Annotated in this window: 12 protein-coding genes; 9 read left to right on the plus strand and 3 right to left on the minus strand. The window is 26.3% G+C overall.

The features are described 5' to 3' along the window. Positions 1-39: 39 nt before the first annotated feature. Entirely contained in the window at positions 40-828 is a 789-nt protein-coding gene (locus LXN10_RS12545; protein ID WP_375723333.1) for a hypothetical protein, read from the minus strand. A gap of 161 nt (positions 829-989) precedes the next feature. On the opposite strand from LXN10_RS12545, the gene LXN10_RS12550 reads away from it, so the two are divergent. The 4 genes from LXN10_RS12550 (at position 990) to LXN10_RS12565 (ending at position 6062) form a co-directional block, all read left to right on the plus strand. Further along, positions 990-2075: a DNA alkylation repair protein gene (locus LXN10_RS12550; protein WP_375723334.1), complete on the plus strand. Its 1086-nt coding sequence runs from the start codon at positions 990-992 to the stop codon at positions 2073-2075. Continuing rightward, positions 2059-2526, plus strand: coding sequence for a Cys-tRNA(Pro) deacylase (gene ybaK / locus LXN10_RS12555; RefSeq protein ID WP_375723335.1), 468 nt, complete (start codon positions 2059-2061; stop codon positions 2524-2526). Before LXN10_RS12550 ends, ybaK begins: the two co-directional genes overlap by 17 nt. 61 nt (positions 2527-2587) lie before the next feature. Next, complete coding sequence (locus LXN10_RS12560) at positions 2588-5782, plus strand: NAD-glutamate dehydrogenase domain-containing protein (protein WP_375723336.1); 3195 nt, start codon at positions 2588-2590, stop codon at positions 5780-5782. 67 nt (positions 5783-5849) lie between these two features. Further along, the gene (locus tag LXN10_RS12565; RefSeq protein WP_375723337.1) at positions 5850-6062 is read left to right on the plus strand and encodes a hypothetical protein; all 213 of its coding nucleotides are present in this window, start codon (positions 5850-5852) and stop codon (positions 6060-6062) included. A gap of 45 nt (positions 6063-6107) precedes the next feature. Here LXN10_RS12565 and LXN10_RS12570 read toward each other — a convergent pair whose 3' ends face one another. After that, complete coding sequence (locus tag LXN10_RS12570) at positions 6108-6563, minus strand: globin (RefSeq protein ID WP_375723338.1); 456 nt, start codon at positions 6561-6563, stop codon at positions 6108-6110. A 98-nt stretch (positions 6564-6661) separates the two neighbouring features. Here LXN10_RS12570 and LXN10_RS12575 point away from each other — a divergent pair, with 98 nt between their 5' ends. Then, a complete protein-coding gene (locus LXN10_RS12575) occupies positions 6662-7180 on the plus strand; it encodes a hypothetical protein (protein WP_375723339.1) in 519 nt (172 codons plus the stop codon). Positions 7181-7287: 107 nt separating this feature from the next. Beyond that, positions 7288-9270, plus strand: coding sequence for an EAL domain-containing protein (locus tag LXN10_RS12580; RefSeq protein ID WP_375723340.1), 1983 nt, complete (start codon positions 7288-7290; stop codon positions 9268-9270). Here the strand turns inward: LXN10_RS12580 and LXN10_RS12585 are convergent. Further along, positions 9263-10687 (minus strand): SDR family oxidoreductase, encoded by a 1425-nt coding sequence (locus tag LXN10_RS12585; protein ID WP_375723341.1) that lies wholly within the window; start codon positions 10685-10687, stop codon positions 9263-9265. The genes LXN10_RS12580 and LXN10_RS12585 overlap by 8 nt on opposite strands. A 171-nt stretch (positions 10688-10858) precedes the next feature. Here LXN10_RS12585 and LXN10_RS12590 point away from each other — a divergent pair, with 171 nt between their 5' ends. Genes LXN10_RS12590 through LXN10_RS12600 form a run of 3 tightly spaced genes read left to right on the plus strand, consistent with a single transcriptional unit; the run spans position 10859 to position 14644 of the window. After that, positions 10859-11428, plus strand: a complete 570-nt coding sequence (locus tag LXN10_RS12590; RefSeq protein ID WP_375723342.1) for a paraquat-inducible protein A — start codon at positions 10859-10861, stop codon at positions 11426-11428. Further along, positions 11428-12021, plus strand: a complete 594-nt coding sequence (locus LXN10_RS12595; protein ID WP_375723343.1) for a paraquat-inducible protein A — start codon at positions 11428-11430, stop codon at positions 12019-12021. Before LXN10_RS12590 ends, LXN10_RS12595 begins: the two co-directional genes overlap by 1 nt. Further along, positions 12002-14644: an MlaD family protein gene (locus tag LXN10_RS12600; RefSeq protein WP_375723344.1), complete on the plus strand. Its 2643-nt coding sequence runs from the start codon at positions 12002-12004 to the stop codon at positions 14642-14644. Before LXN10_RS12595 ends, LXN10_RS12600 begins: the two co-directional genes overlap by 20 nt. The last annotated feature ends 80 nt before the right edge of the window (positions 14645-14724 follow it).

A 14724-nucleotide genomic window follows, 5' to 3' on the forward strand; every position in this document is an offset into this window, starting at 1 on the left:
ATATTTAGGTATTTATGCAATTCTTTTAGATGATGTTTTTTAACATGAAAGTGCTTGAAAACCAGAACCTATAATGTTAGCTATAAAATTAATAATTTCCGTCGTAATTCGAGCTTTATTAAATATAATATCACACAAAAATAAAAAAACTATTCCCATATACATTAAGTAAAAATATCCAAAAAAATCTTGGTAAATAATGTTATAAAACCAATCTTGCTCAAAAATATAAAAATAACTACAAATAATTGTTGATAAGAATAGTAGTCCAGCTACTAAAGTAATTTGTGCATTTGCTTTGGATTTAAAAAAAAGTAAAATTAAGGCAATAAGAAAGAATACTAAATTACTTCCCGAAAATATTCTAAAGTCATTTATAATACTTTGAACTATTTGCATATATTTCATTTTCATAAAATTAGTAATTTTGTCATTTGCTTTTTGCAAATTTAAAATAGTTATATCAAATACACTTACTAGAAATTTAGAATATTTATTTCTACATTCACAATTGAGGTCTTGCATTATTACAACAGTTGAAGCTATTTTCTGAGTTAAGTTATCTTTTAGTGCCAATTTTAATTTATTTATTTTTACATAATTCTTTTCATAAAATTTTTGAGAAAATTTTATTAATTTATTATCACTTGAACTTTCCCCTAAATTATCAATTATTTCATTTGTATGATATTGAATTTGTTTTTTAATAAAACCTGTGGCATGTTTTTCTATTTTATAAGGAGAGGTAAAACTATATATAAAAATTGCACAAAATAAAATTGTGCCAAAGAGCAAAAATATTTTAAGAGTATTATTTAATCTTATCATTTTAAACCAATATTTAGTTAATTATTTATTAAACAAATATTTTATATAAAACACACTTAAAATCATAAAAGAACTATTCTTATAAAATATAACAATCTGAAATAAAAATCATAATTTACAAAAAGTTATTATAAGATAAAATAAAAAATTTGGATGCAATAATGGCAGAACAACTAAAAAATGTATATACAAAAGAGTATATAAAAAATCTAGCTTTTAAGATAAAAGAAAACTATAAAGAGTTTGATAGCGATAGTTTTATAAACTCTATATTTAACTCCACTTGGGAAAACCTTGAGTTAAAGATGCGAATGCGACATATTGCGATTACACTTAATACTTATTTACCTTTGCCTTATAAAAAGCAACTTGAGATACTAAAACCTACATCAAAAGATTTTAGTGGCTTTGAAGCCATGTTTTTTCAAGACTTTGTGGAAGTTTATGGACTGAATGATTTTGAAGATTCTATGGAAGCTTTGGAAGTCTTTACTCTTGATTCTAGTTCTGAGTTTGCTATTAGGGCATTTATATTGAAGTATGAAGATAGAACTATGCAGCAAATGAAACTTTGGGCTAAAAGTTCAAATGAGCATATTAAAAGACTTGCAAGTGAAGGGTGTAGACCTAGACTTCCTTGGGCTGTGGCACTTCCTAGATTTAAATCAAATCCCTCAAATGTCTTTGAGATAATTGAACTTCTTAAAAATGACCCTTCTAAATATGTACAAAAATCTGTAGCAAATAATCTTAATGATATTTCAAAAGATAATCCAGAGCTTGTCATTGAGTTTGTTAAAAACAATCTTGGAGTTTCAAAAGAGCTTGATTGGATATGTAAGCATGCCTCTCGAACTTTACTTAAAAAGGGTGATAAAGAAGTATTGGAATTGTTTTCTTTTGGAAAATCACATCATGTAGATATTTCAAATTTCAGTTGTGATGAAATTGTAAAAGTCGATGATTATTTAAACTTCTCTTTTGAACTTGTTTCAGATGAAGAACTTGGTAATGTAAGGATTGAATATGGATTGTATTATTTGAAATCAAATATGACACATAATAAAAAAGTTTTTATGATAAGCCAAAATGAGATAAAATCAAAAAATAAAAAGTTTATAAAAAAACAGAGTTTTAAAAATATGACTACTCGAAAACACTATTTAGGCAAACACCATATTTCTATTATAATAAATGGAAAAGAGATGATAAAAAAGGAATTTATTTTAGATGACACCAGCAATTAGATTACTTAAAAAAAACAAATGTGATTTTAAAATACATAAATATGACCACGACTCAGCTTGTACAGACTTTGGAGAAGAAGCAGTTAGTAAATTAAATCTTGATAAGAATAGGGTATTTAAAACTTTATTGGTGGAATTAACACCAAAAGAGTTAGTTGTTTGTGTAATACCTGTATCTAAACAACTAAGTTTGAAAGATGTGGCAAATGCTTTTAAAGTAAAAAAAGCACAAATGGCAAATAAAGATGAAGCTCAAAAAGTCACAGGATACTTACTTGGGGGAATTTCACCATTAGGTCAGAAAAAAAGACTAAAAACTCTTGTTGATGAAAGTGCATTTAATTATAAGACAATCTTTGTAAGTGGTGGTAAAAGAGGCTTAGATATTGAATTAAAAGCAGAAGATATTATAAGCTTAGTTAGCGCCCAAAAATTTCTTATTAGTACTTAGTTTTAACTTCCCTTTAATCTTTTGCATGTAGTATTGTATAAAGAAAAACGAAAGGATTTATATGACCTCTTCAGATATGAATGCAGTATGCTCTCAATTATTGAGACCCGAAGATTTAGAGATTTCCGATGAGTTGTTCAACCAAGTTCTAACTGATAAAATTGTTACAAACATAATAAAAGAAAAGGACTCTATTGATATAAAGATATTTTCTACTCATCAGTTATATTTATCTTTAGTTACTCCAATATTACATGATATTGGTTTTTTGATTATTGATGAAGTTACTTACAATGTCCAAAATGGAAAAGACCAAATTTTTGTTTCAAGGTTTAATCTAAAGTTACAAAAAGACGATGACATAGAAAAAATATTAAATGCAAAAAATAATTTAGAAAATATTATTACAAAAGTTGTAAGTGATGAATGTATGCAACATTCAAGAGTTTTTTCACTAGTTTATAATGAAAACTTTGATGAAAGAAAAATAAACCTTGTAAGAGCAATGATTGAGTATATTGACCAAGCAGTTCTTACTATAAATTCTGTGACGATTTTAAATATATATATTACACATCATGATATTACTAAGCTTTTTGTGGATTATTTCTATATGAAATTTGACCCAAGTATAAAAAAAAGAGATACAAAACTTAAAGAGTTAAAAGAAAAAATAGAAGACAAAATCAAACAAATTCCACAAATAATAGATGATAAGATTTTAAAACTAACATTATCATTTTTAGACTCACTTTTAAGAACAAGTTATTTTTTAGATAAACAAACAATTGCTTTTAAAATAAACACAGCAGAATTTGGAGAAAATCTTAAAGGACTACAACCAAATTTAGAGAATTTTATTTATCATGAATCTTTTTTTGGTATCCACTTAAGAATGACTCACATCTCAAGAGGTGGTCTTAGATGGAGTGATAGACATGATGATTATAGACAAGAGATAAAATCACTTATGATTACCCAAGAGGGTAAGAACTCTATAATTATTCCTGATGGTGCCAAGGGTGGATTTGTCATAAAAAAAGAGACAAGTGAAGTTACAAAAGAATACTTCAAAGAAGTATATACAATGTTTATCAATGCTAATCTTGATTTGGTAGACAATTTAGTTGATGGAAAAGTTGTAAAAGATAAAAATCTTGTTTGTTATGATGGTGATGATGCTTATTTTGTAGTTGCTGCTGATAAAGGAACTGCTGATATGAGTGATGTCGCAAATGAGATTGCTATTAGTAGAGGGTTTTGGTTAGGTGATGCCTTTGCTAGTGGTGGAAGTAATGGTTATGGACATAAAGAGTTAGGAATCACTGCTCGTGGCTCACTTAAATCAAGTCAAAGATTCTTTATCGAAGAGGGAATTGATATTTATAAAGATAATACTACTGTCATGGGAATTGGATCTATGAATGGTGATGTTTTTGGAAATGGATTAATCGAATCAGATAAATTTATTCTTTATGGAGCTATTGGACATAAAGAGATTTTTATTGACCCTACACCAGATCCTGTTCAAAGTTTCAAAGAGAGAAAAAGACTTTTTGAATCTAAAAATGGAAGTTGGAAAAATTATAATAAAAAATTGATTTCAGCAGGTGGTGGAATATTTTTACGAAGTGAAAAAGAAATAGAATTAACACCAGAAATTAAAAAGCTTGTAGGAACTACTAAAAAAATAGTTAGTGGCGAAGAGCTTTGTATTATGCTTCTTACTATGCCTGTAGATTTATTGTTTAATGGAGGAGTTGGAACTTATGTAAAAGCAAGCGATGAAAACTCACTAGATATAGGTGATAAACAAAATGAAGCAGTAAGAGTTGATGCAAATAATCTAAAAGCAAAAATTGTTTGTGAAGGTGGAAATCTAGGTTTTACACAAAAAGCAAGAATAGAGTATGCTTTAGGTGGAGGAAGAATCAATATAGATGGTATAGATAATGCTGCAGGTGTTGATACTTCAGATCATGAAGTAAATTTAAAAATCTTACTAAATATGATTAGTAGTAAAGAAAATATTTGTAAAGAAGATTCTCAAGCAACTCTAAACTCAATGACAGAGCAAGTTGTAAAATTGGTTTTAGATAGTAATTATAATCAAGCCTTAGCTATATCTATTGATGAAAGGTTTTCAAGAAAATATTTAAATGACTTTTTAAAAGTAATTGAAGTATTAGATAATAATATACCAGCTTTTAACAGGGCAGCTTTTTATATTCCCAAAAATGAAAATATCAATGAGATAATAGATATAAATGGCTCAATAGTAAGACCAGTATTGTGTTCACTTTTATCTTATTCAAAAATATTTCTGAAAAAAGTATTACTTGAATCAACTTTAGTAGATGACCAATTTGCCTTGCAGTTCTTATATAGATATTTCCCAAAATCATTTGTTGGAGCCTATGAACATGAGATAATAAATCATCCACTAAAAAGAGAAATTATTGCAACTATGATGGCTGATATAATTGTAAATGCCCAAGGAAGTACTTTTGTTAGCGATTATGAAAAATTAGGAAATGAAAGATATTTATTAAAAATTAAATCATATTTGGTAGCAAAACAACTATTTGGAGCTAAAGAAATACGAGAAAAAATCTATCAACAAGATTACATTATGAATGTTGATGAACAATATAGATTAATAAATAAATTAGAGTACATTTTATATGCAAGTACTAAATGGATGGTTAAATATCTTAAAAAGAATCAGTTAGATGCCACTCATATTTTAGATCACAAAGTTGAATTATTTACTTTGTTAAAAGAAGTGCATAATCAAAAAGTAGAAAACTTAATTGACAAAGATGATGAGTTTAATCTTTTCTTTTCTGTGATTGATTATCTTAGATTTGCAATTCCTGCAATAGTTATAAAAGAGAGTACAAATCACTCATTTAAAGATGTAATTATATTGTTTTATTCACTTATTCATGAGTTTAATATCTTAGATATTATTTTCTCACTTAATAAAGTAGAAATAACTTCTAAAAATGATATGGTTCTGAGAAATCAAGTTTTACAATTTATAGAGTTTATTGTTGTTGATTACACTAAAAAGATATTAAATTTTCAAAGGGTAAATGAAGAACCAGCTGTAGCTTTTACTAACTTTATAAATAATGAAAGTGAGTCGTTTTATAAAGTAAGAGAAAATCTTGATATCTTTCTAACAAAGGATAATAAAGACATCAAAGAAATAGCAATTACAGTTAATCAAATGATGGTCTCTTTATTATAAGTTGAGATTATAACTTTTTGTTAATGAAATTGATGTATAATGATTGAAAACAATAAAAGGATTAATTATGAAAAGTAATATAAATAATGAACCAAGTTTAAATAAAATAGATGACTATAATGGAAAAGAATCAAAAAGTAAAAGAAATACAATAAGACTTATAATAGTAGGGCTTATTGTTCTAGGTGCTGTCTATTCTTTTTTTAAATATGAGAATAACCAAGTAAGTGATTATATAGGTACACCTGAAAATCCAGGGATTAATACTACAAAAAAATAAAACTATTATGTGCTTTAGCTATTGGAAAATAGCTAAAGTACAAATTTACATCTTAAACATAGAGTGAGGTGAATCACTAGAATTTACCATCCAAATAGAAAAAATATCTATATATTCCCAAAATGATTTTTTTAACTCTTCATCTAAATTTGTCTCTTCAATTGCTTTTGCAAAGTTTTCAAGCCAAATTATTCTTGCATTTGAGTCAATTTTAAAAGGAGAGTGTCTTGCTACCATTCTTGGAGCTCCTCTTGAGTGGTCAAAATATCTAGGTCCTCCACAAATTTGTATAAAAAAATCAGCTGCATGTTTTTTGGCTGCATCAAGTCCTTCTTTTGTAGGAGGAAAGAGTCCTTTTATTTCTGTTTGTACTAAAAATTCATAATGTTTAGCAATCATTTCCCTCATGCCATCTTCACTTAAAACTTCTAATATCTTAGGATTTGGTAAAGCTACATTTGGTCTTTGCCCAAATGAACCTTCTGTAATAGTATAATTCATTATTTACCTTTTTATCTTTTTGAAAAACAATACTACAACAGCTATGCTGAAAAAAAATATATGATATAATCATTAATTAATTTCTTAAGGAGTTACCCATGAAAAAAGTTTTTGTTTTAATATATAGTGCACTTTCATCGCTTTTATTTTCCTCTTCATTACTTGCAAGTGATATAGAAGTTTCTTTTACTGATAAGAAATGGGATGGTAAAGTAATTCCTCTAGATGAAGTATGTTCAAATTATAATGTAGAAGCTGGAAGTACACCAGGTTTGTATATTGAAAATCTTCCAGATGGTGCTAAAAAAGTTATTTTAAAGTTTAATGATAAGACTTTTACTAAAATGGATAATGGAGGACATGGTATTTTATCTTTTGATATAGAAGAGGATGTTACAAATGTAGAAATTCCACCTCAAATAGGAGAAACTTTTGAATTAGATGAAGGTTTTTCTGTAGTAAATGCACATACGGGTACTAGATTTGGGAAACAAGAAGGTGCTTATTTAGCTCCTTGTTCTGGTGGTAAGGGAAATACTTATACTGTTGATATCTCAATCTTAAATTCAGATGGTAAAGTTTTGGCAAGTAAAGAATTAGTCTTAGGTAAGTATTAATTAATTTAGTTATTTTAAGATTATTTATGTCAGAATGGTAACTCAAAGTAGTTACCATTCTGAGTATCTATATTAAATAATTTATATATGAATAAAAGAGGTTATTGGTGTTTTCAAAAATAATTGAGGAATCTTATTATCAGAAAAATATAAAAGTACTATTTATACATACCAATAAGGATTTTATTTCTAAAATATCAAAGTTATTAGAAAAATACTTTGCTTCTATTACTATATCAACTAACGGACATGATGTAGAAGAAAAACTCAAAGAAAAATATTTCGATATTCTTTTTATAGATATTGATTCTTCAGAACAAAGTTGTATAGAGTTAGTTAAAAAAATGAAGAAGACAAATCCTATGCTTTCTATTATTGCCTTTTCAGGAGGTGATAATGTACCGTTATTACAAGAGTGTTTAAAATTATCAGTAGATGGTTATATTTTTAAGCCAATAATAAAAGAACAATTCTCTGCAACCATTGAAAAAGTATGTGATTACAAATGTAGTAAATATCAAGTTGATAATAATGTAAACTATTTAAATCAATATGTAAAGATAATAGATAGTAGTAACATAATTTCAAAGACAGATATTGAAGGTAAAATCACATATGTAAGTGATAATTTTTGTAGAATTACAGGTTATACAAAAGAAGAATTAGTTGGAAATACGCATAGTATTTTAAAACACAAAGATAATCCACCTATATTATATAAAGAGATGTGGCGCACAATAAAAAATGAAAAAAAAGAGTGGCATGGTATTTTAAAAAATGTTTCAAAATCAGGAAAAGTATATTATGTAAAATCAACCATAATGCCTCTTTTAGATTTAGATGGAAATATTATAGAGTTTATAGCTTTTAGAGATAGTGTAAATGTAGTTTTAGATGATAAAAAACATTTATTAAATAAAATAGAACTAAATAACTTATCACTTCTAATACTAGTGCAAATTGAAGAATTTGATATATTAGACAAGTTTTACAATATATTAAAAGTAGATCAAATAGAAAAAACTTTTGCTTCAAATTTATTAGCTTATTTACCTGATAATTATGTTTTTGAAGATGTATATGCTTTAGGTGATGGGAGATATGCTCTTTTAACTGATTATTTTGCTTTTGAAAAGTTAAATATGAAAATACATGATTATCTCGAGATATTTGTAAAAAATGTAACTGAATCTATTTTGGAAATAGATGGTATAGAGTATGATTTAAATATAATTATCAGTTATTCTTGTGGAAAATATAGTCTTTATGAAGATGCAAGAGCAGGTCTTGAAGAGGCTATATCTAAAAATAAAGTTATCAATTATTCAAATGATTCTTCAATAAAAACAAATCAAGAAGCTAAAAAGAATTTTGAAGTTATTAAGATGGTTAAAATTGCCCTTGATAATTATAAAATCGTCTCTTATTTTCAACCAATAATCAATAATAAAACAAAAGAAATCGAAAAATATGAATCTTTAGTTAGGCTTATTAATGAAAAAGGAGAAGTTATCTCTCCTTTTGAGTTTTTAAATATTTCTAAAAAAGGTAATTATTATAATAAGATTACTTCAAGAGTTTTAGAAAATTCATTTAAAATGTTGGACTTCGTAAATACAAAACTTTCTATAAATTTATCTGCTTTAGATATAGAAAAAGAGCAAACAAGAAAAGAGATTTTTACACTACTTGATAAATACAAAAAAGATAATAACAGAATTGTTTTTGAACTTCTTGAAGATGAGAATGTAAAAGATTTTAGAAGTATTAAACTTTTTATTAGAAAAGTTAAAAAAAGAGGTGTAATGATTGCAATTGATGATTTTGGAGCAGGATATTCCAATTTTGAAAGATTGCTTGATTTTGAACCAGATATTTTAAAAATAGATGGCTCTTTAGTAAAAAATATTGAAAAAGACTCTTTTAGTAGAAATATCATTGAAACAATTGTCTCTTTTGCTAAAAAACAAAAGATTCTAACAATTGCAGAGTATGTAGAAAATGAGACAATATTTAATCTTTTAAATGAAATAGGAGTTGATTACTCTCAAGGTTACTATTTTGGTAAACCAGAAGACTTGATTAACTAAGAGTTTTACTTTTTTTTATAATACTTTTTATCATATTTGTAAAAACAAAATAGTGAACAGGAACTAAGATATACCAATACAATCTTCCTAACAAACCTTTAGGGTAAAAGTATGCTGATTGAATGAGTTTATTATCATCTATTTTAAACTCTAACCAAGCATTACCTGGTAGTTTCATTTGGGCTAAGAGTAGAAGTCTTTTATTCTCTTGTACATCAATTACTTTCCAAAAGTCTAAACTATCACCTATTCTTAAATTTAATTGGTCTCTTCTTCCTCTTTTTAATCCAACTCCTCCAATCATTTTGTCAATAACTCCTCTTGTTTTCCATAAAAAATCATAATCAAACCAACCAAATTCACCTCCAATAGAGATAAAAGATTTGTAAACCTTTTCATGGGAAAGATTTGAAATATCTTCGACTCTTCTATCTACATATATTGCATGGGCAACTTCTTCTGTATAGTCTTTATCCCAAACCCTACCAAATCTATCACTCCATCTACTTACTACTTGATTATTTCTTATCTCATCAACAGCTTTTTTAACTGAATTAATATAAGAGATTGGTTTTATATTTGGAAAATATTTTATTGCATTATTGTTTTGTATAGTTGCTTCTGATTTTAGTCCTTCAATCAATGCCTTTGCAACTCCATAAGATACAGGAGTAAAGAGATTTAACCAATATGAAGATAAAGTGATTGATAAAAAAGGCAAAGGAATAATGTACCTTTTTAGTCCCAAAGCAGTAGCTGTTTGTAACATCATATCTTTGTAAGTTAGTTGTTCAGCTCCTACATCAATAGTTATATTCCCTTTTTCTTCTAAATATATTGATGAGTAAAGATAATTTAATACATCAAATACAGCTATTGGTTGTGTTTTTGTATTTACCCATTTTGGCGTAGTCATAATTGGAAGCTTTTCAGTTAGGTTTCTTATTATCTCAAAACTTGCACTTCCCGAACCAATAATTACTCCAGCTCTTATCCATATAGTTTGAATCTTATCACTTGAGCTTAATATTTCTCCTGTTTCTAATCTACTTAGAAGATGTTGACTTGTGTCACTATTTTTAACACCAAGTCCTCCTAAATAAATAATCTTCTTGACACCACAAAAAATAGCAGCATCTAAGAAATTTTGTGCAGAAGTTTTATCAAGATTTTTGTAATCTTTTCTATTCAAAGAGTGAATCAAATAAAAAGCTACTTCTACATCTTTTAAGGCTTTTTTTAAACTTTCAACATCAAAACTATTACCTTCACATATTTCTACGCTTCTTTCTAAATTAGGAGTTATTGATTTTTTATTTCTAACTAATAATCTTAAAATAATATTTTCATCTTGTAGAAGTTTTTGCTTTAGCCTTCTTCCTATATATCCAGTAGAACCAGTAAGTAGTACTTTCATCTTATTTCCTTTGAGTAAGTCATTGTATCAGTTAATAATGTCTTTTTGTAGATAAAATAAATGTCTTAGTTATATAAAAAGTACAAAATAGTTAAATATTTAAGCAAAATTGTATTTTATACATAAATAGGTATAATTAATACCATAAATATAAAGGTTTTGATAATTAGTATGGATACGATAATTGAGTGTAAACATTGTGGACTTTTTTTAAAAAACAATAATGAAAAAATCAAATGCCCAAGATGTGGTTCAAAAATAAAAAATAAAGAACATAGTATTGATTCTTTGTATTATGCAATAACTGCGTTATTGCTTTTTGTACTTTTAAATATATATCCTTTATTAACTTTATCTCTAAATGGAAATACTCTAAAAACAACACTTATTGGAACTATTAGTATTTTTTTTAAAGAAGATTTCCTTTTTGTTGGAGCACTAGTATTATTTACAATTATTTTAGCTCCAGTTTTAAACTCCTTTACAATTATATTTGTTTTTATTCAAAGTAAAATGAAAAGAAAAATATTTTCTTTTAGGATTTTATATGATGGCTTTCATTTTTTTAAAACCTGGGGTTTTATTGAAGTTTATATTATCGGGGTCATTGTTACATATATCAAACTTACGGGAATGACTTCTGCAACGAGTTTTGATACTGGATTTTATATTATGCTTTTTTATCTTTTTATATTTTACATGTCTAATAAAAAATTTGATATAAAAAGTGTGTTAGAGTAATGATTTTAATATCATGTAAAAACTGTCAAAAAGTCTATACAAAAAAAGACTATAGTGAGTTTAAATGTGTTAGATGTGGGCATACCGTAAGAAGAAGAGTAAAGAATACAATACAGACTTCTTTAGCTTTAGTAATTACTGCACTATTACTTTTTATTCTAGCTATGATTTATCCAATGATGGAAATAACTGAATTTGGAACAAAAGAAGATAGTACAATATTTCAAGGTGTTATTTCATTTATTAATTATGGAGATTATTTTATTGCAATTGTAATTTTTACGGCAAGTATTATAATACCTTTAGTTAAACTTTTAGTACTTCTTTTTATATTTGTTTCTTTGTGGATTAAAACACCATTTTCCAATAAAACAAAATTAAAGCTATATTATTTTATTGAATTAATTGGAAAGTGGTCTATGATAGATATTTATGTAGTTGCAATGTTAGCATCTACGATTCATCTTGGTGAAGTATTTAATATAAAAGGTGGAATAGCAGCGACTGCATTTGCTTGTGTTGTAGTTTTGACTATGATAGCTGCACATAAATTTGATACAAGGATTATTTGGGATGAGCGAAGAAAAAATTGAAACTTTAGTTTATGAACCAAAAACTACTGATAATAAGTCGATTTCATTTATTTGGCTTTTACCACTTGTTGTTTTAATGATTTTAGGTTGGATTGCCTATGAAAGTTATACTAAAAAAGGTACAAATATAAGTGTTATTTTCAAAAGTGCAGAAGATTTAAAAGAGGGAGTGACACCTTTAGAGTACAAAGGTTTAGTTCTTGGTAAAGTAACTAAAATAGAAATTAATGATTTAAATAGTGTCAAAGTAAATATTTTAGTAAATAGTGATGTTGCAAAATATGTTGCAACAGAGGGTACTAGTTTTTGGATAAAAAAACCTACTATATCACTTACAAAAGTCTCTGGACTTGGTACTTTATTAAGCGGAAACAAAATAGAGTTATATCCAAAATATAAAACTTTAAAAGAGTATGATAATGCAAACCCCCAATATGAATTTACAGGATTAGATACAAAACCTAGTTTACTAGAAGACACTGATGGATACTATGTAAATATTCTTTCAAGGGGTGAAGATCTAATAGAAGTAGAGACCCCAATTTTTTATAATAGATTCCAAATAGGTGAAATATCATCAAAAGAGTTTAAGGATGGCAAAGTCTACTTAAAAGCTTATATTTATGATAAGTACACATATTTGATAAACAAAAGTTCTCAGTTTGTCATGAATAAAGCCTTGAAGGTCAATTTTGGACCTGGTGGATTAAATTTAGAAGTTAGTTCCTTATACTCAGCTATTGTGGGAGGAATTACCGTAGAAACTCCACTAAAAGATGCTCAAAAAATAAAAGAAGATAAATACTATATTTTAAGTGATGATAAAAAAGAGTTCATAGAAAGAACACATATAAGTTTAAAATTTACAGATGCAAAGGGAATAGGAATAAATACTCTTATCATGTATAAAGGTGTAGAAGTAGGTAAAGTAGATGATTTACAACTTACCCAAGATAATATTATTGCAAAGGCTTATATTTATAAAAAATATGATTATCTTCTAACTGATAATAGTAGTTTTAATATAGAAGAAACAGAAGTTAGCCTAGATGGAGTAAAAAATTTAAATTCAATTGTTAGTGGAAATTATTTAACAATCGATTATAAAAAAGGAAAACCAAAAGACTCCTTTGAGATTGTAAATAGTAGTATGGAAAAAGTTGATAATGATTTAGTGATTACTTTAAAAACACAAAATTTAAATTCAATAACAAAAAATAGCAAATTGTATTTTAAAAATATTCCTATTGGAAAAGTTTTAGACTACTCTTTATCTAGTGATTTAAAACATGTAAATATTTCACTTTTAGTAAAAGAAAAATATAAAAAGCTAATAAATAATAAATCACTTTTTTATGATATGAGTTCAAAATTATTAGAGCTTAAAAATCTAGATTTAGATATAAACTATACTGGAATAAAACCATTGATAGATGGAGGAATAGCACTTGTAGAAGTTGATAGAAAAGCAAAATACTCTAAAAAAAGTTTTAAATTGTATAGTTCTTATAAAGATGTGCAAGCACTTAAAAGAGAGTATAGTCATGGTTCATACTTAAATACATACTTTGACAATGGTTTTAATTTAAAAGTAAATCAAGCAATAAGTTATAAAAATCAAGAAATAGGTTTCGTAAAATCAATTAAATTTGGTGAAGAAAAATCAAAAGTAAAACTTTTTATTTATAAAAAGTATATGAAATATATAAGTAAAAAAAGTAGATTCTATAAAAAAGATGCCATAAAAGTCGATGCATCCTTGGGTGGAGTTTTATTTGAAGTTGATAATTTATCTTCATTATTATATGGTTCTTTAGAACTTGATAATAGCTCAAAAACAAGCTTTCCAAGATATGAGATATACTCTTCTTATGATGATATGAAAAACTTTTCAAATACTATTTCTATACTATTTGATGATGTAGAAGGATTAAGACAACAATTCTCAAAACTAAATTACAAAGGTGTAGATATAGGAAAAGTCTCTAATGTCTTATTAACACCACAAAATAAAGTATTAGTAAAAATTCAAGTATTTAAAAACTATGATAGATTTTCAAAAGAAGGTACAATTTTTTATTTAAAAAAACCCAAAGTTAGTTTAAATGAAGTAAAAAATATAGGTTCAACAATTTTACCAGTTGATATTGGTGTTATTAGTAGTAATAAAAGTAGTTTTCAAAATAGCTTTATAGGCTATGATAGTTTAGAAGATATTAAAAAAATTGATAATGGAGAGATAATAAGAGTCTCTTCTATTTTTCCTACAAAACTTAATGTTGATGCTCCAATATATTATAAGAATGTACAAATAGGAAAAATAAATAAAATAAATCTTAGTAAAGATGGATCTAAAACTTTAATTGATTGTTTTATTTCCGATAAATATAAACATCTTATTCGAAAGAATTCTACTTTTCATGATATAAGTGGTTTTAAACTAAAATTCTCTATTTTTACAGGTACAGAGATTGAAACAAACACTTTCACCTCTATACTAAAAGGAGGGCTTTTAGTAGTGACACCTTTAAAATACGACAAAGTTGCTACTATAAATGATACTTTTTTATTAAAAAAAGAGTTAAATGAAGATTGGGAGAAGATAAATCCAAGTATAAAATAAGAGAAGTATTAATTTAAAAAAATAACTTTACATTAAGTTTTCATCTTGTAGAATATTTTTATCAAAGGAAAAATTTTTTC

The sequence above is a fragment of the Arcobacter iocasae genome, from assembly GCF_042214795.1.
Lineage (GTDB): Bacteria > Campylobacterota > Campylobacteria > Campylobacterales > Arcobacteraceae > Arcobacter > Arcobacter iocasae.

What these genes read in the sequence shown, in the direction of transcription:
- LXN10_RS12560 (WP_375723336.1), top strand. Translation starts at nt 2,588, where the DNA reads ATGACCTCTTCAGATATGAATGCAGTATGCTCTCAATTATTGAGACCC.
- ybaK (WP_375723335.1), top strand. Translation starts at nt 2,059, where the DNA reads ATGACACCAGCAATTAGATTACTTAAAAAAAACAAATGTGATTTTAAA.
- LXN10_RS12595 (WP_375723343.1), top strand. Translation starts at nt 11,428, where the DNA reads ATGATTTTAATATCATGTAAAAACTGTCAAAAAGTCTATACAAAAAAA.
- LXN10_RS12575 (WP_375723339.1), top strand. Translation starts at nt 6,662, where the DNA reads ATGAAAAAAGTTTTTGTTTTAATATATAGTGCACTTTCATCGCTTTTA.
- LXN10_RS12590 (WP_375723342.1), top strand. Translation starts at nt 10,859, where the DNA reads ATGGATACGATAATTGAGTGTAAACATTGTGGACTTTTTTTAAAAAAC.
- LXN10_RS12585 (WP_375723341.1), bottom strand. Translation starts at nt 10,687, where the DNA reads ATGAAAGTACTACTTACTGGTTCTACTGGATATATAGGAAGAAGGCTA.
- LXN10_RS12600 (WP_375723344.1), top strand. Translation starts at nt 12,002, where the DNA reads ATGAGCGAAGAAAAAATTGAAACTTTAGTTTATGAACCAAAAACTACT.
- LXN10_RS12545 (WP_375723333.1), bottom strand. Translation starts at nt 828, where the DNA reads ATGATAAGATTAAATAATACTCTTAAAATATTTTTGCTCTTTGGCACA.
- LXN10_RS12565 (WP_375723337.1), top strand. Translation starts at nt 5,850, where the DNA reads ATGAAAAGTAATATAAATAATGAACCAAGTTTAAATAAAATAGATGAC.
- LXN10_RS12550 (WP_375723334.1), top strand. Translation starts at nt 990, where the DNA reads ATGGCAGAACAACTAAAAAATGTATATACAAAAGAGTATATAAAAAAT.
- LXN10_RS12570 (WP_375723338.1), bottom strand. Translation starts at nt 6,563, where the DNA reads ATGAATTATACTATTACAGAAGGTTCATTTGGGCAAAGACCAAATGTA.